The sequence below is a fragment of the Citrobacter sp. EC_71 genome (assembly GCF_019584005.1).
Taxonomy (GTDB): domain Bacteria; phylum Pseudomonadota; class Gammaproteobacteria; order Enterobacterales; family Enterobacteriaceae; genus Citrobacter; species Citrobacter werkmanii.
Genome location: NZ_VDAY01000008.1, coordinates 210,016 through 225,831 on the forward strand (window position 1 = coordinate 210,016; position 15,816 = coordinate 225,831).

The following is a 15,816-nucleotide window of genomic DNA, read 5'->3' on the forward strand; positions in this document are numbered from 1 at the left end:
CCCGTCCCCTTAATCCAGCCGACGTTTGGTTTTCAGCCACGTCAGGCCAATAAACATTACCGCCGAAGCGATTAAAAACAGCACGTTGATAACCAGCACCACCGGAATGTTGCCCGCCAAAAAAAGGCTTTGCAGGGTGCTGACGAAATAGCGCGCCGGAATAATGTAAGTCACCGCGCGGATAATCGCCGGCATGCTGTCTATCTGGAAGATAAACCCCGACAACATAATCGAGGGCAGGAAAGCGGCGTTCAGCGCAACCTGCGCGGCGTTAAACTGATTACGGGTGATAGTGGAGATAAGCAGGCCCATGCCGAGCGTACTGAGCAGGAACAGGCTGGTAATAAAAAACAGGATTAACAACGAGCCGCGATAGGGCACGCCAAGAATAAACACCGACACCAGCATACACAGCAGCATCGCCAGCATGCCTAAAAAGTAATAGGGGATCAGTTTGCACAGCAGCAGCTCAACGCGGGTAACTTCGGTAGACAACAGAGCTTCCATGGTGCCGCGCTCCCATTCACGCGCCACCACTAACGAGGTGAGGATCGCGCCAATCACCGTCATGATGATGGTTACCGCCCCGGGAATAATAAAGTGCTGGCTGATAGCTGCGGGGTTAAACCAGTAGCGGGTCTGCACATCGATTAATGGCTCGAACGATTCCCCGCGATCCTCTGCCCGCTGTTGCTGCCAAATCTGCCAGATACCTTCGACATAACCCTGCACAAAGTTGGCGGTATTCGGTTCGCTGCCGTCAGTAATCACCTGAATAGGGGCTGTGTCGCCGGGTCGCGCCATTTGTTGGGCAAAATCTACCGGGATTACCACCAGCCCGCGAATGCGCCCGGCCTGCATTTTCTCAATCAATTCCTGACGGTTATCGCTGATGGTGGCGTCAATGTACGGCGAACCGGTCATGGTGTGGGTAAAATCCAGCGCCTCTTCGCTCTGCTGTTCGAGCAAAATTCCCACTCGCAGCTTGCTGGAGTCGAGGTTGATCCCGTAGCCGAAGATAAACAGCAGCAACAACGGGATCACCACCGCAATCAGCCAACTGCTGGGATCGCGAACGATCTGGCGCGTCTCTTTTACGCACAGCGCGCGTACGCGTCGCCATGAGAGCGCGGAGTTACTCATGCGTATGCTCCTTATCCCAGTCATTGATGAGCGTAATAAACGCCTGCTCCATGGTTGGGTCCGGTGTGTCGCTATCGGCAGCCTTTGCTTTCAGGTCGTCCGGCGTGCCGCTGGCGATCAGTTTGCCGCGATACACCAGCCCGATGCGATCGCAATATTCCGCCTCATCCATAAAGTGGGTAGTCACCATCACCGTGACGCCTTTTTCCACCATGCTGTTGATATGCAACCAGAATTCTCGACGGGTAAGGGGATCAACCCCGGAAGTGGGTTCATCGAGAAACAGGATATCTGGCTCATGCATCAGCGAGCAGGCCAGCGCCAGACGTTGTTTAAAGCCCAGCGGTAGCTCGTCGGTAGCGTGGGAGGCGATGCTTTTCAGGCCAAATGCCTCACTCATGCGATCGATCTTCTCTTTCTGCGCTCGACCGCGCAGGCCGTAGACGCCGGAGAAAAAACGCAGATTCTGTTCAACCGTCAGGTTGCCGTACAGGGAGAATTTCTGCGCCATATAGCCCAGATGCTGACGCGCTTTGCCGGAGCTGACTTTGAGGTCCATATCCAGCACCAGCGCTTTGCCGGAGGTGGGAACCAGCAGACCGCACATCATTTTAAAGGTGGTGGATTTTCCGGCGCCGTTGGGGCCTAACAGGCCAAAAATCTCGCCGCGCTGCACGGCAAAGTCTACATGGTCGGTAGCGGCAAAATCGCCGAACTTTTTGGTCAACGCTTTGGCTTCGATCACCGTTTCGCCAGGCGTGCCTTCCACGGTATGCAGGATGGCACCCAGCGGCGACTCTGATGTTCCGGCCCCGCCGAGTAAATCGATAAAAGCATCCTCGAAACGGGGAACGGTTTCGTTGATGGTTATCTCCGGCATACCGTTCGCGTCCTGAATCTGCTGGGCCGTGGCCTCTTTTTTCAGGATCAAACGGACGGATTTCCCCTGAATCATCCCATCGCTGACCTGCGGCAGTTTTAACAAGCGTTGCAGCAGTCGGCGGTTATTTTCCTGCGGGCTGCTCATTAAAAAGCTGCGTCCGGCCATCGTCTGCGTAAGCTGGGTCGGATCGCCCTGATACAGCAATTCGCCTTCATTCATCAGCAACACATCACGACATTGCTCAGCTTCATCCAGATAGGAGGTACTCCAGAGGATCAGCATCCCGTCGCCCGCCAGTTCATGGACCATTTGCCACAACTCGCGACGGGAAATAGGGTCGACGCCGACACCTGGCTCATCCAGCAGCAACACTTTGGGTTCGCCGACCAGCGTACAGGCAAGCCCGAGCTTCTGTTTCATGCCACCGGAAAGCTTGCCAGCCAGTCGTCCGGTAAACGGACCCAGTGAGGTAAATTCCAGTAACCGGGCAAAGGTTTTTTCTCGTACGTCGCCGGTGACGCTGCGCAAATCGGCATAGAGATTGAGGTTCTCCATGACCGTTAAATCTTCGTACAGGCCAAATTTCTGTGGCATATAACCCAGCACGGCATGCAGGGCGCTGTCGTCTTTGATGGGATCAAAGCCAATTACGACAGCACTTCCGGCGTCGGGTTTTAACAAACCCGCCAGCATGCGCATCAGCGTGGTTTTGCCCGCGCCGTCCGGCCCGACAAGCCCGGTCACGTAGCCGGCATGAACGGTACAGTCGAGCGGGGCGACGGCCGGTTTTTCCATTCCGGCAAAGTTTTTCGTCAGCCCATTCAGCGTAATGACGGCGTCAGTCATGCCGTGCCTCATCGCCAAACTTTATTGTTACCGGCATCCCCTGGCGCAACGCATCGTCTGCATCGGTCACCACAATGCGCAGACGATAAACCAGGTCGGTACGCAGGTCAGGGGTCTCGACCGTTTTCGGGGTAAACTCGGCGGTGGGCGACACGAAGCCAATTTTACCGTGATAAGGCTTGTCCGGGCGGCCATCGGTGTAGAGCAGAATTTTGCGTCCTGGCTGCGCCTGGCTCAGATTTCGTTCGTCAACGTAGGCGCGAACCCAGACCGGACGCGTGAGTGATAGCGTCAGTACCGTGCCTCCTTCGTTCAGCATGCTACCCGGTTCAACCGCCCGGGTGAGAATCGTGCCGTCAGACGGAGAGGTTAACGTGGTGTCATGCAAATTCAGTTCAGCCTGCGCCAGCTCAGCTTGTGCTTGCTCGAGCGTGGCTTTCGCCTGCTCAATATCCTGCACACGGTTCCCGCTGCGATACTGGGCGAGTTTATCCTGGGCGGATTTCAGTGAGGCCAGCGCCTGGTCACGTGATGAACGGGCGTTTTCGAGATCGTTAGCGGAGATGGTGCGGCTTTTCCACAGTCCTACCTGGCGATTGTAAAAGTTTTGCGCATAATCATAGGCGGCCTGCGCCTGTTTGACCGCCGCTGCGGTTTGCGCAATCTCTTCTTCACGATAACCGGCCAGCATCAGATCGTACTGTGCCTGGGCGGCGGCAACATTCGCTTTTGCCTGCATTAGCGCGTTTTCATACGGCGCGTGGTCCAGTTCGCCAAGCACCTGACCGGCGGTAATGGCGTCGCCTTCGTCAACCGCCAGCGAGGCCAGCCTGCCGCCGACGCGAAAACTCAGATTGACGCTACGGATATCGACATTGCCGTAGAGCGTCAGACCGTTATCTTGCCGACTTTGATACCACCACGTTCCACCGGCAATCACGGCAACGAGGGCCGCGATAACCAGCCCGAGAACGACAGGTTTTTTCATGACTCCAGACTCCTTTGCGTTAAACCTTGCAGAATAAGATCGATGTGACAGGTAACGGTGTGCTCAATCAGCGCGGTTTTATCCTCATCAAATTTTGACCAGCCCGTACGCAACAGAATGGTCTCTTTCCCCAGACGAAAGGCCAGCACCTCGCCGAGTATGGCGTGGGTGTGCAGAATCATTTGGGTATCGTTAGCATCGCGACCAGTATAGGCAGCAATCAGGCGCGTCAGGTGGGTATGCAGCGGATTGATCACCTGGTCGTGCACCAGTTGATAAGCCGCGGTGGGTGAAAGCTGTTCGCGCGAGATAAATTTGCTCAGGTTAACGGTGTCGTCCTGGGTTAACAGCATGATCATATTTTTACAGGCGCGCAGGATAAGTTCGCGCATCGCGCCACGATCCGGCTCCGGCTGAGCAAACAGACGTTCGGCTTCTTCTGCATGCGGGCGAAACTGTGAGCCAATAAAATCCGCAATCCACTGGGCGCAGGCGAGGTATAAATCCTCTTTTGAGCCAAAATAGTAGGTGATGGCCGCAATATTTTGCCCGGCCTGCGCGGCGATATCGCGCGTTGTGGCGTGCAAACCATATTCGCCAAACTGCGCCAGCGCGGCGGCAATGAGCTGATTTTTCGCCTGTTCACCTTTGCTTGTCATGGTGGGTGTATTCATGGCACGACTCTGATCTTAATCAATCGATTGATTAAGATTATGACTGATGTGCAACCTTGTCCAGTCCGCGAATTAATTTCTGTTGAAGGGATAATTTATGCGGTACATCACAAAAACTGCTACACTCCGCCCCTTCATGACATTGTGGTTTTTGTCATCTCTATTGTGTGTATCTCCCTGAAAACGACACCGGTAACGGTCAGGGCGGTTCGGAGTTGTTATGTCTTTTGATTCCCTTGGTTTGAACCCTGATATTTTACGTGCCGTTGCCGAGCAGGGTTACCGTGAACCTACCCCTATTCAGCAGCAGGCGATCCCCGCCGTGCTGGAAGGCCGCGATCTGATGGCCAGCGCCCAGACCGGTACGGGGAAAACGGCAGGTTTTACCCTGCCGTTGTTGCAGCACCTTGTGACCCATCAGCCGCATGGTAAAAGCCGCCGTCCGGTTCGTGCGCTGATCCTCACGCCCACTCGCGAACTGGCAGCCCAGATTGGCGAAAACGTTCGTGATTACAGTAAGTATCTCAATATTCGCTCGCTGGTGGTTTTCGGCGGTGTCAGCATTAACCCGCAGATGATGAAGCTGCGTGGCGGTGTAGACGTGCTGATTGCCACCCCGGGTCGTTTGCTCGATCTGGAACACCAGAATGCGGTGAAACTGGATCAGGTTGAAATTCTGGTGCTGGATGAAGCTGACCGCATGCTGGATATGGGCTTTATTCATGACATTCGTCGCGTTCTGGCCAAACTGCCGGCAAAACGCCAGAACCTGCTGTTCTCGGCAACGTTCTCTGACGATATTAAATCGCTGGCCGAAAAGCTGCTGCATAACCCGCTGGAAATCGAAGTGGCGCGTCGTAATACCGCGTCCGAGCAGGTGACTCAGCATGTGCATTTCGTGGATAAAAAACGCAAACGTGAACTGTTGTCGCAGATGATTGGTCAGGGCAATTGGCAGCAGGTGCTGGTGTTTACCCGTACCAAACACGGTGCGAACCATCTGGCGGAACAGCTGAATAAAGACGGCATCCGCAGCGCGGCGATCCACGGTAACAAATCTCAGGGGGCGCGTACGCGTGCGCTGGCCGATTTTAAATCCGGTGATATTCGCGTGCTGGTGGCAACCGATATTGCCGCGCGTGGGCTGGATATTGAAGAGCTGCCGCACGTGGTGAACTACGAGTTGCCGAACGTCCCGGAAGATTACGTGCACCGTATTGGTCGTACCGGTCGTGCGGCTGCCACCGGCGAAGCGTTGTCTCTGGTATGCGTCGATGAACACAAACTGTTGCGCGACATCGAGAAGCTGCTGAAAAAAGAGATCCCGCGTATTGCAACGCCAGGCTACGAGCCAGACCCGTCCATCAAAGCTGAGCCGATTCAGAACGTTCGCCAGCAGCGTGGTGGTGGCGGTCGCGGTCAGGGCGGAGCAGGACGTGGCCAGCAGCCGCGTCGTCAGGATGGCGGTGCGCCAAAAGCGAAACCGCGTAGCGGCGAAGGCAAACCGGCAGGCGATAAGCCTCGTCCACCGCGCCGTCCGCGCAGACCGTCTTCAGCGCAGTAATTCACCTGCTGTATGGCAGTATAAACACGCTAGCCGGTCTACATAATGTGTAGGCCGGCCAGGTCAATCATTCCCCTGAGCTTTGCGATTTCAGCACGATTGAGCAGGTATAGCGTCCTGCCGGGTGAACAGAAATCGTCGTTTCAAAAACTTTTCCTTCCCTGTCCAGATAGCGGCGCACAATTCTCATCGCCGGAGAATCAGGTGCTACGTTAAGGATTTTTGCCATCTTCTTAGGCACGCCAACTGCCGTAATCGTCTGGTGAACTTCATGACTTTTAATACCGTAGTGCGCTTCGATCAGATCGCTAATTAACGAGTGCGGATCATCGCGGATGTATGTGCGCAGCTTGGCGTAGTCCGTGCTGGCGTAACTGTCGGTCCAGCAAATTGGCGCGTCCGGGTTTTGCGCATCTTCACGGGTACTGGCAATGTGCAGCCATCGGGAACCTGGCGGACAGCCAATCAACTGGGACAACTCTATGTCCGCCACAATCTCATCGATTTTCTTGATGACGCGCAGATTGTTCCTGGCCAGCAGCAGCAGATCCTCAAGATGCGATAGCGGATGATTGACGCCGTTAGCCTTAGGTTCGCAAACGCGGGTGCCTGCGCCTTTACGCCGTGAAATCAAACCTTGCTCTGTTAATTCCCTTAGCGCCTCACGCATGGTGTGGCGGCTGACCTGCCATGTTTCGCACAGTTCCATTTCCGTAGGAAACAGCGAGCCGGGGGCAAAGGTTCCCACCGAAATTTGCTGCGCCAGTTCACGTGCTATTCGCTTGTACAGAGATTCTTTCATCGCAGTTTCATCAAAATATTAGTGATCTTTATCACGAAAATTTGTACGGACTATTCCCTACATTTCTTATGAATACTATAAATGTCCGTACATTTAAATGTACGGACATTTGATAATGTCTGGACATTGTGGCGGCGTTTGAATATCCAACAAACCGCCGTAAACAAGCATCTTATCATTATCAGATTTTCCAGGGGGATTTATGGCTTCGAATGTACTTGATTCTGTTCTGTTTAGGGATTCTTTCGGCACACCGGCGATGCGCGCGGTGTTTGACGATCGCGAGCTGGTGCGCAAATACGTGGAAGTGGAAGTTGCGTTGGCTAAGGCTCAAGCGCGCTGTGGCGTAATACCTGAGGCGGCGGCGCAGGAAATTGCCGAGAAATGTAATGCCGACACGCTCGATTTTGATTTATTGCGCCATGAAACTGAAATAGTGGGGTATCCGATCCTACCGCTGGTGCACCAGATTTCTAAACAGGCTGGCGAGTCCGGCGGCTATGTGCACTGGGGGGCAACCACTCAGGACATTATGGACACCGCGGTAGTCCTACAAATTCGTGATGCGTTCACGTTAATTGAGACCGATATAAACAAACTTCGTGCGACGCTCGCAGACCTCGCACGTCGCTACCGTGATACGCCAATGGCCGGGAGAACCCACTTACAACAGGCTTTGCCCGTGACCTTCGGTTATAAAGCGGCCATCTGGCTGGATATGTTTGAACGCCACGCGGAACGTCTTACCCAGGCGCGTCCTCGTGTTCTGGTCGGCGAATTTGCGGGTGCAGCTGGTACGCTGGCATCGCTGGGGGATAAAGGGCTGGCGGTACAAAAAGCGATGATGGAAGAGCTTGGACTGAATGTTCCAACGTCCACCTGGCACGTCGCGCGTGATGGTTTTGCCGAAGCGGTTAACTTGTTAGCGGTGATTACCGGGTCGCTGGGTAAGATTGCCTACGACGTAATGTTGCTGGCAGCCAATGAGTTTGGCGAGCTGTATGAGCCGTTTGTTAAAGGGCGTGGCGCCAGCAGTACCATGCCGCAGAAACGCAACCCGATCTCCAGCGAACTGATGCTGGCCTGTGCTAAAGGCGTGCGTCAGCAAGCGGGACTGATGCTGGATGCGATGGTGCAGGACCTGGAACGGGCGACCGGGCCGTGGCATGCGGAATGGATTGCTATCCCGGAAAGTTTCGTCCTCAGCGCAGGGGCGTTGCATCAGGCCAATTTTATGCTGGCGGGACTGATAGTCGATGAAGCGGCGATGAAACGTAACCTCGGTATGACCAACGGCCTGATAGTGGCTGAGGCGGTCATGATGGGACTGGCGCCATACATCGGTCGTCAGGATGCGCATGATGTTGTGTACGACGCCTGCCGTATCGTCAACGAACAGGGGGGACGACTGGCTGATGTGCTGAATGCGATGCCATCCGTTGCAGAACGACTGGAGCCGCAGTTGATTGAGAAACTGACCGACCCGGCAAATTACCTGGGAATGGCACCCGCGATGGTCGATCAGGTGCTGGCCAAATATATGTCGCAGAAATGAAGGTTCTCGGGCTAACGGAATAAGGATATTTTTATGTCAACGAATTCTGTCGCGGGAAAATCCATTCTGGCGTTCCTGATACCGCTGGCGATTGGGGGGATAATTTGGTTTTATCCCGTACCTGATGGTCTGACGCCTCAGGCCTGGCATATGTTTGCTATTTTTGCCGCGACCATTGCCGCCATTCTTACCCAACCGCTCCCTTCGGGGGCGGTAATGCTGATTGCGCTTTGTGTGGTGATTTTTACCAAGACCTTGCCAGAGGCGAAAGCGCTGTCAGGGTTTGCGTCCGGTACAGTATGGCTCATCTTCTGCGCCTATGTTCTTTCTCTGGGGTTTGTCACCTCCGGGCTTGGGAAACGTATTGCGTATAAAATGTTATCGCTATTTGGCGGCAGTAGCCTGGGTATCGCCTACTCGCTGGGGGTATCCGATCTGATTATGGCTCCGGCAATGCCGTCAGTTACAGCCCGTTCCGGAGGGATTATTTTCCCTATCACTCGTTCAATCAATGACGTATTAGGCTCGGCTCCGGGAGTAACCGGCAAGCGCATTGGTGATTTTTTAACCATGGTGTGCTTTCAGTTTACGCCCATTACCGGGGCGATATTCCTCACCGGGATGGCGGCAAATCCGCTGGTGGCGAGTCTGGCTAAATCCTCATTAGGCGTTGAGATAACCTGGGGCGGGTGGTTTGTTTCCGCTGTTGTTCCTGCGATGGCCTGTTTCTGTTTGATGCCGCTTCTGGTCTATAAGTTGCTGGATCCTGAGCTTAAACGTACGCCAGAGGCAAAAGCGATGGGCAAGCAGGCGCTCGGTGAACTCGGTGCGATGAGCAGTAATGAGAAAAAGGTCGCGTTTGGCTTCGTGTTGGCATTGGTCGGCTGGGGCACCAGCTTAATCACGGGATTATCGGCAACCTCGGTTGGACTGGGATTGGCTGCTTATCTTTTCGCCTCCGGCGCAGTCAGCTGGAAAAGCCTGCTCAATGACCATGCAGCGTGGGACACGGTGATCTGGTTTAGCGTCATTATTAGCCTGGCAACCGGGCTTGCCGATCTGGGCTTTATTAAATGGATGACGATAAAACTGGGCAGCGGTATTCAGGGATTTGGCGCGATAGAGTCCTTTATTTTGCTGGGGATCCTCTATATTTACGTCCATTACCTCTTTGCGACCGCCACCGGCCACGTGGCTGCGCTGTATGCCCCTTTTGCGGCAACGGCGATCGCTGCGGGCGCACCGCCGATGATGGTCGCGATTTGCTTTGGTATCTTCAGTAATCTGATGTGGGGCAATACGGAATACGGTGGTGGACCTGGCCCTATCTATTTTGCCCAGGGTTATTTTGAACGCCCGCGCTTTTACAAAATCAACCTCTGTGTGGTGACGGCAAATGTCATTATCATTTTTGCCGTGGGCATGCTGTGGTGGAAGCTGCTGGGATACTATTAACCGACACGTTTATTCGGCCTGCAATGTACCTGACTGTAGGCCGTATAGGGTTCCCGGCAATTTAAGTCAGCGCTGCGAAGCGCTTTCCAGAATGAGGGAAAAAGGTACATCCAGCGCCTGAAATGTGCCACAATAGTGGCTGTTTATACAGTATTTCAGGTTTTCTCATGGCACTTACGGCTGCGCTGAAAGCGCAAATCGCCGCCTGGTACAAGGCGCTTCAGGAACAGATCCCCGACTTTATCCCCCGGGCACCGCAGCGGCAGATGATTGCTGACGTCGCGAAAACGCTCTCCGGGGAAGAAGGGCGGCATCTGGCGATTGAAGCGCCGACTGGGGTGGGGAAAACCCTCTCCTATTTAATTCCGGGAATCGCCATTGCCCGTGAAGAACAAAAAACGCTGGTGGTTAGTACCGCCAACGTCGCTTTGCAGGATCAGATCTACAGCAAAGATCTGCCGTTACTGCGCAAAATTATTCCTGACCTGCGTTTTACCGCCGCGTTCGGTCGTGGGCGCTATGTCTGCCCGCGTAACTTAGCGGCGCTTGCCAGTACTGAACCCAATCAGCAGGATCTGCTGGCTTTTCTCGACGATGACCTGACGCCAAATAACCAGGAAGAACAAAAGCGCTGTGCCAGGCTGAAAGGCGACCTCGACACCTATAAATGGGACGGGCTGCGCGATCACACGGATATCGCTATTGATGACGGACTCTGGCAACGCCTGAGCACCGATAAGGCCAGCTGTCTGAATCGGAATTGTCATTATTATCGTGAATGTCCTTTTTTTGTCGCCCGCCGGGAGATTCAGGAAGCCGAAGTGGTGGTTGCCAACCATGCGCTGGTGATGGCCGCTATGGAAAGTGAAGCTGTTTTGCCGGAGCCGAAAAACCTGCTGCTGGTACTTGATGAAGGACACCACTTGCCGGACGTTGCACGCGATGCGCTGGAGATGAGTGCGGAAATCAGCGCCCCCTGGTATCGACTACAGTTGGATCTGTTTTGTAAGTTAGTGGCAACCTGCCTGGAGCAGTTTCGCCCCAAAACCACGCCGCCGTTGGCAAATGCCGAGCGTCTGAACGGCCACTGCGAAGAACTGTATGAACTGATTTCATCGCTCAACAATATTCTTAATCTGTATATGCCCGCCACCCAGGAAGCAGAACACCGTTTTGCGATGGGGGAATTGCCAGCGGAAGTGATGGAGATTTGTCAGCGCCTGGCGAAGCTCACGGAAATGCTGCGCGGTCTGGCGGAACTGTTCCTCAACGATCTCAGCGAAAAAACCGGCACCCACGATATTGTGCGTCTGCATCGGGTTATTTTGCAGATGAACCGGGCGCTGGGTATGTTCGAAGCGCAAAGCAAGCTGTGGCGGCTGGCCTCGCTGGCGCAGTCGTCAGGCGCTCCGGTGAGTAAATGGGCGACGCGTGAAGTGCGTGACGGGCAGATCCATGTCTGGTTCCACTGCGTGGGGATCCGCGTGAGCGATCAACTGGAAAGACTGCTGTGGCGCAGCGTACCACATATTATCGTTACCTCCGCCACGCTGCGCTCGCTCAACAGCTTCTCGCGTCTGCAGGAGATGAGCGGCCTGAAAGAAAAGGCCGGTGACCGCTTCGTCGCACTGGATTCTCCGTTTAATCATGTTGAGCAAGGCAAAATTGTTATTCCGCAGATGCGCTACGAACCGTTGATGGAGAACGAAGAGCAGCATATCGCGGAAATGGCCGCCTATTTCCGCGAACAACTGGAAAGCAAAAAGCATCAGGGCATGCTGGTGCTGTTTGCCAGCGGTCGGGCGATGCAGCGTTTTCTTGAGCACGTCACCGATCTACGTCTGCTGTTGCTGGTACAGGGCGATCAGCCGCGCTATCGTCTGGTGGAACTACACCGCAAACGGGTACAAAACGGTGAGCGTAGCGTGCTGGTGGGGCTGCAATCTTTTGCGGAAGGTCTGGATTTGAAAGGCGACCTGCTGACCCAGGTGCATATTCATAAAATTGCCTTTCCGCCAATCGACAGCCCGGTAGTGATTACCGAGGGTGAGTGGCTGAAAAGCCTGAATCGTTATCCTTTTGAAGTGCAGAGTTTACCGGCCGCATCGTTTAATTTAATCCAGCAGGTCGGGCGACTCATCCGTAGCCATGGCTGCTGGGGGGAAGTGGTTATTTATGACAAGCGTTTATTGACCAAAAACTACGGCAAGCGTTTACTGAATGCGTTACCCATATTTCCGATAGAGCAACCTGCTGTGCCAGACGTTATAGTAAAACCAAAAGAAAAAGCGAAACCCACGCGCCGCCGCAGGCGTTAACGATGTGAGCAACAGCAAGGAGTTATCGATGGATTACCGCAAAATCATCAAAGAGATTGGGCGAGGGAAAAATCACGCGCGTGATCTGGATAAGGATACTGCTCGCGGACTGTATACCCATATGCTGAACGGCGATGTACCGGAGCTTGAGATGGGTGGCGTATTGATTGCGCTACGTATTAAAGGCGAGGGTGAAGCGGAGATGCTGGGTTTTTACGAAGCGATGCAGAACCATACCCTTCGCCTGACCCCGCCGGTAGCCAAACCCATGCCCATTGTTATTCCCAGCTATAATGGCGCACGCAAGCAGGCGAATCTGACCCCGTTGCTGGCAATTTTACTGCACAAGCTGGGCTTCCCGGTGGTGGTGCACGGCGTTAGTGAAGATCCTACCCGCGTGCTGACAGAAACCATTTTCGAACTGATGGGTATTACGCCAACGCTGCATGCGGGGCAGGCGCAGGCAAAACTCGATGGTCATGAGCCGGTGTTTATCCCGGTGAGCGCGCTGTGTCCTCCGCTGGAGAAACAGTTAGCGATGCGCTGGAGAATGGGTGTGCGTAACAGCGCGCATACGCTGGCTAAACTCGCCACGCCGTTTGCTGACGATGCCGCGCTGCGTCTTTCCAGCGTGTCACATCCGGAATATGTATCGCGCGTGGCGAAATTCTTTGGCGACATCGGCGGCCGCGGCCTGTTGATGCACGGTACAGAAGGCGAAGTGTATGCCAACCCGCAGCGCTGCCCGCAGATAAGCCTGATCGATTCCTCCGGCGTGCGCGTATTGCACGACCGCCAGAGTGAGATGCCTGACGAACCGGTACCGCTGCCGGTGGCAAAAGATCCGGAAACTACCGCGCGCTGGATAGAACGTTGTCTGGCCGGTAGCGAGCCTGTTCCGGCTTCGTTGAAAATACAGATGGCCTGCTGCCTGGTCGCAACCGGCGAATCTTCCTCGCTGGCTGAAGGTCTGGCTCGCGTCGGGCAAAGCTTCTAATTTCTTGTTTCCCCGACAGGGCATTTCCAGGCCTGTCGGTTCATTCTTTGCAACAACGTGAAATTTCTGCACGTTTATTGACCTCATGACTGGCGTGGCGCAGCATAGTTTGTTGAAAAATAAGAAACACAACAAACACGCGACACAACAGGAGATAACAATGAACAGTGGACATCGCTTCCATGTGCCAACGCTGCACGCCTTCATTCAGGCCGTTTTTCACCAGATGGGGAGTAACGAGCAGGAAGCGCGGCTGGTGGCCGACCATCTGATTGCCTCTAACCTCGCCGGGCACGACTCCCACGGTATCGGCATGATCCCAAGCTATATTCGCTCCTTCTCGCAGGGACATCTGCAGATCAACCGTCATGCCAAAGTGGTAAAAGATACGGGAGCGGTGATTACGCTTGATGGCGATTGCGCATTTGGTCAGGTGGCGGCGCACGAGGCAATGACGCTTGGGATTGAAAAAGCGCGCCAGTACGGTATCGCCGCCGTGGCGTTACACAATTCGCACCATATCGGACGCATTGGTTACTGGGCGGAACAATGTGCGGCGGCAGGTTTTGTCTCGGTGCACTTTGTGAATGTGGTGGGCATCCCGATGGTCGCACCGTTCCACGGTCGCGATAGCCGTTTTGGCACCAACCCTTTCTGCGTCGTTTTTCCGCGTAAAGATACCTTCCCGCTGTTGCTGGACTATGCAACCAGCGCCATCGCCTTTGGCAAAACCCGTGTGGCATGGCATAAGGGGGAACCTGTGGCCCCGGGATGTCTGATTGATGCCGAGGGAGCGCCGACCACCGATCCTGCTGTGATGCAGGTCTCTCCGCTGGGGTCGTTGCTGACCTTCGCTCAACACAAGGGTTATGCGCTGGCGGCGATGTGCGAAATTATGGGCGGCGCGCTTTCTGGTGGTAAAACCACACATGAGGAGAGCCTGCAGACCAGTGCGGACGCCATCATTAACTGCATGACTACCATCATTATGAACCCGGAACTGTTCGGCGCGCCGGACTGCGATAAGCAGGTCGCGGCATTTGCTGAGTGGGTAAAAGCGTCCCCGCATGCCGATGACGCTCCGATCCTGTTGCCAGGGGAGTGGGAGGTGAATACTCGTGAGGAACGGCTGGAACAAGGTATTCCGCTGGATGCCGGAAGCTGGCAGGCAATTTGCGAAGCGGCGCGGCAAATAGGGATGTCCGACACCGTGTTACGAGAGTTTCGTCAACGGTTGGAACAGTAGGCAAAAAAAAGCCCGTCCAGTGGCGGACGGGCAAACAAAGGGTAACAAACAGGGTCAATGAGGGTTGGAGCATTGGGTCGTACAGGTATTCTTTCGGTTATTTATAGATAACCGCGGTGCCGCTCATTTTGTCGTTGCCGACAGCGGAGGTGATGTTGTAGCCCGTTGCGCCGGCAGCGGCGGCTTTCTCAGCCAGTTTTGCTTCCAGACCATCCAGCGTGGTGGCGCCATCTGCAGAAACTACACCAATTTTATTCATGCTTTGTGCCTGAGTGGAGGAAACCGGCTCGGCAGCGAAAACGCCGAATGACAGGGTAGAAAGGGCGATGGCGGCAACGGCAAATTTGATATTTTTCATGATTAATCTCTCGCAGGTTTGTTCTGTTAGTCAGTGTTCTGTTTAGAAGACGTTGTTTCGTCGATGTGAGAAGTATCACGTTTTTTTATGCGAGAGAAAATCGAATAGAATTGAGGGCATCAATCAAAAAAATTGAATTGCAAATAACTTATTGAATATTAATAAATTCGAAAGAGGGATTTACAGTTCTTGTCATTGCGCTTTACAGAGAAAGCGGCAACGGCACATTTTGCTACACAGCATGCGAAAAAGCGTGCTCGTAAAGGAAATCGTCTGCGCTGAAACTTTTGGTAAAGATGAGTCAACGTAGCTGGCTGTCTTTCGAACCTCTGCGATTATATCCTGAAAATGCTAATTTATGTGAATCTTTATCCTGCTGGCAGGCGACGCATAAGCGTACGCCCGGTACCGCCTCACGTCTGGCCTGTGGGATAGGATTACCGCATTCTTCGCATTCATACAGACTTTTCCCGGTCGGTAATTCACCGCGGGCGCGAGCAACAGCATCTTCAATAGTATTGTTGATCTGCTCGTTAACTGCGTCGTCATTTGCCCATCCGGATGCCATATGTACCTCCTGTCATTGTCTACAGAATAAGTATAGCGAATATGATGGCTGAAAAACGACCACGCATCAGCGGTATCAGATTTCAGACCATTCGTGCAGGAAACTGCATTCGGGACGAATGCAGTTGGGCTGAGTGAAGTGGGTTACTTATAGATAGTGGCGCTGCCGTACATCTGGTTTTTACCGCCCGCAGAGTTAACGACAAAGCCTTTTGCGCCTTGCTCTTTTGCTTTCTCTGCCAGCTTGTCTTCGAGATCGCTCAGGTTAGAGGCTCCGGTAGCGAATACTGTACCGGAGGCCTGGAGCTGACCGGTTGCTGGGCTGGTGTTGGGCTGTGCGGCAAAGGACGCGAACGTCATACCGGTTAGTACGGTAGCGGCAAGTAATGTGAGGCATTTCTTCATGGTGATATCCTCTGA

14 protein-coding genes are annotated in these 15,816 nt (G+C 54.1%); 6 read left to right on the forward strand and 8 right to left on the reverse strand.

Annotated elements, in window-relative coordinates; genetic code table 11:
• Positions 1 to 9: 9 nt before the first annotated feature.
• The 4 genes from FHD02_RS11410 to cecR are packed head-to-tail and all read right to left on the reverse strand — an operon-like array spanning position 10 to position 4,534.
• On the reverse strand, positions 10 to 1,143 hold the full coding sequence (locus tag FHD02_RS11410) for an ABC transporter permease (RefSeq protein WP_220393880.1): 1,134 nt from the start codon (positions 1,141 to 1,143) through the stop codon (positions 10 to 12).
• The gene (locus tag FHD02_RS11415; RefSeq protein ID WP_220393881.1) at positions 1,136 to 2,872 is read right to left on the reverse strand and encodes an ATP-binding cassette domain-containing protein; all 1,737 of its coding nucleotides are present in this window, start codon (positions 2,870 to 2,872) and stop codon (positions 1,136 to 1,138) included. Before FHD02_RS11415 ends, FHD02_RS11410 begins: the two co-directional genes overlap by 8 nt.
• Complete coding sequence (gene hlyD, locus FHD02_RS11420) at positions 2,865 to 3,860, reverse strand: secretion protein HlyD (RefSeq protein WP_137371032.1); 996 nt, start codon at positions 3,858 to 3,860, stop codon at positions 2,865 to 2,867. The genes FHD02_RS11415 and hlyD overlap by 8 nt, the downstream gene beginning before the upstream one ends.
• A complete protein-coding gene (gene cecR / locus FHD02_RS11425) occupies positions 3,857 to 4,534 on the reverse strand; it encodes a transcriptional regulator CecR (protein WP_137371031.1) in 678 nt (225 codons plus the stop codon). Before cecR ends, hlyD begins: the two co-directional genes overlap by 4 nt.
• A 220-nt stretch (positions 4,535 to 4,754) precedes the next feature.
• On the opposite strand from cecR, the gene rhlE reads away from it, so the two are divergent.
• Complete coding sequence (gene rhlE, locus FHD02_RS11430; protein ID WP_137371030.1) at positions 4,755 to 6,098, forward strand: ATP-dependent RNA helicase RhlE; 1,344 nt, start codon at positions 4,755 to 4,757, stop codon at positions 6,096 to 6,098.
• Positions 6,099 to 6,165: 67 nt separating this feature from the next.
• Here rhlE and FHD02_RS11435 read toward each other — a convergent pair whose 3' ends face one another.
• A complete protein-coding gene (locus FHD02_RS11435) occupies positions 6,166 to 6,900 on the reverse strand; it encodes a GntR family transcriptional regulator (RefSeq protein ID WP_079224891.1) in 735 nt (244 codons plus the stop codon).
• 202 nt (positions 6,901 to 7,102) lie between these two features.
• Between FHD02_RS11435 and FHD02_RS11440 the strand changes: the two genes are divergently transcribed.
• From FHD02_RS11440 to FHD02_RS11460, 5 genes are all read left to right on the forward strand, one after another.
• Positions 7,103 to 8,455, forward strand: a complete 1,353-nt coding sequence (locus FHD02_RS11440) for an adenylosuccinate lyase family protein (protein WP_220393882.1) — start codon at positions 7,103 to 7,105, stop codon at positions 8,453 to 8,455.
• A 33-nt stretch (positions 8,456 to 8,488) separates the two neighbouring features.
• The gene (locus FHD02_RS11445) at positions 8,489 to 9,910 is read left to right on the forward strand and encodes a DASS family sodium-coupled anion symporter (protein ID WP_137361539.1); all 1,422 of its coding nucleotides are present in this window, start codon (positions 8,489 to 8,491) and stop codon (positions 9,908 to 9,910) included.
• Between the two features lie 167 nt (positions 9,911 to 10,077).
• Positions 10,078 to 12,228 carry an ATP-dependent DNA helicase DinG gene (dinG, locus tag FHD02_RS11450; protein ID WP_047025523.1) on the forward strand — a complete coding sequence of 717 codons (2,151 nt, stop codon included), beginning with the start codon at positions 10,078 to 10,080 and terminating at the stop codon, positions 12,226 to 12,228.
• Positions 12,229 to 12,256: 28 nt separating this feature from the next.
• On the forward strand, positions 12,257 to 13,225 hold the full coding sequence (ybiB, locus tag FHD02_RS11455) for a DNA-binding protein YbiB (protein WP_220393883.1): 969 nt from the start codon (positions 12,257 to 12,259) through the stop codon (positions 13,223 to 13,225).
• Between the two features lie 160 nt (positions 13,226 to 13,385).
• The gene (locus FHD02_RS11460) at positions 13,386 to 14,471 is read left to right on the forward strand and encodes a malate/lactate/ureidoglycolate dehydrogenase (protein WP_137361537.1); all 1,086 of its coding nucleotides are present in this window, start codon (positions 13,386 to 13,388) and stop codon (positions 14,469 to 14,471) included.
• A 97-nt stretch (positions 14,472 to 14,568) separates the two neighbouring features.
• Here the strand turns inward: FHD02_RS11460 and ybiJ are convergent, their stop codons facing one another.
• From ybiJ to mcbA, 3 genes are all read right to left on the reverse strand, one after another.
• Complete coding sequence (gene ybiJ, locus FHD02_RS11465; RefSeq protein ID WP_006685371.1) at positions 14,569 to 14,829, reverse strand: DUF1471 family protein YbiJ; 261 nt, start codon at positions 14,827 to 14,829, stop codon at positions 14,569 to 14,571.
• Between the two features lie 301 nt (positions 14,830 to 15,130).
• Complete coding sequence (locus tag FHD02_RS11470; protein ID WP_220393884.1) at positions 15,131 to 15,397, reverse strand: DksA/TraR family C4-type zinc finger protein; 267 nt, start codon at positions 15,395 to 15,397, stop codon at positions 15,131 to 15,133.
• Between the two features lie 143 nt (positions 15,398 to 15,540).
• Positions 15,541 to 15,801, reverse strand: a complete 261-nt coding sequence (mcbA, locus tag FHD02_RS11475; RefSeq protein WP_006685368.1) for a DUF1471 family periplasmic protein McbA — start codon at positions 15,799 to 15,801, stop codon at positions 15,541 to 15,543.
• Between the last annotated feature and the right edge of the window lie 15 nt (positions 15,802 to 15,816).

Coding starts and splice junctions, on each gene's coding strand:
- FHD02_RS11410 (WP_220393880.1), bottom strand. CDS start 1,143: ATGAGTAACTCCGCGCTCTCATGGCGACGCGTACGCGCGCTGTGCGTA.
- FHD02_RS11415 (WP_220393881.1), bottom strand. CDS start 2,872: ATGACTGACGCCGTCATTACGCTGAATGGGCTGACGAAAAACTTTGCC.
- hlyD (WP_137371032.1), bottom strand. CDS start 3,860: ATGAAAAAACCTGTCGTTCTCGGGCTGGTTATCGCGGCCCTCGTTGCC.
- cecR (WP_137371031.1), bottom strand. CDS start 4,534: ATGAATACACCCACCATGACAAGCAAAGGTGAACAGGCGAAAAATCAG.
- rhlE (WP_137371030.1), top strand. CDS start 4,755: ATGTCTTTTGATTCCCTTGGTTTGAACCCTGATATTTTACGTGCCGTT.
- FHD02_RS11435 (WP_079224891.1), bottom strand. CDS start 6,900: ATGAAAGAATCTCTGTACAAGCGAATAGCACGTGAACTGGCGCAGCAA.
- FHD02_RS11440 (WP_220393882.1), top strand. CDS start 7,103: ATGGCTTCGAATGTACTTGATTCTGTTCTGTTTAGGGATTCTTTCGGC.
- FHD02_RS11445 (WP_137361539.1), top strand. CDS start 8,489: ATGTCAACGAATTCTGTCGCGGGAAAATCCATTCTGGCGTTCCTGATA.
- dinG (WP_047025523.1), top strand. CDS start 10,078: ATGGCACTTACGGCTGCGCTGAAAGCGCAAATCGCCGCCTGGTACAAG.
- ybiB (WP_220393883.1), top strand. CDS start 12,257: ATGGATTACCGCAAAATCATCAAAGAGATTGGGCGAGGGAAAAATCAC.
- FHD02_RS11460 (WP_137361537.1), top strand. CDS start 13,386: ATGAACAGTGGACATCGCTTCCATGTGCCAACGCTGCACGCCTTCATT.
- ybiJ (WP_006685371.1), bottom strand. CDS start 14,829: ATGAAAAATATCAAATTTGCCGTTGCCGCCATCGCCCTTTCTACCCTG.
- FHD02_RS11470 (WP_220393884.1), bottom strand. CDS start 15,397: ATGGCATCCGGATGGGCAAATGACGACGCAGTTAACGAGCAGATCAAC.
- mcbA (WP_006685368.1), bottom strand. CDS start 15,801: ATGAAGAAATGCCTCACATTACTTGCCGCTACCGTACTAACCGGTATG.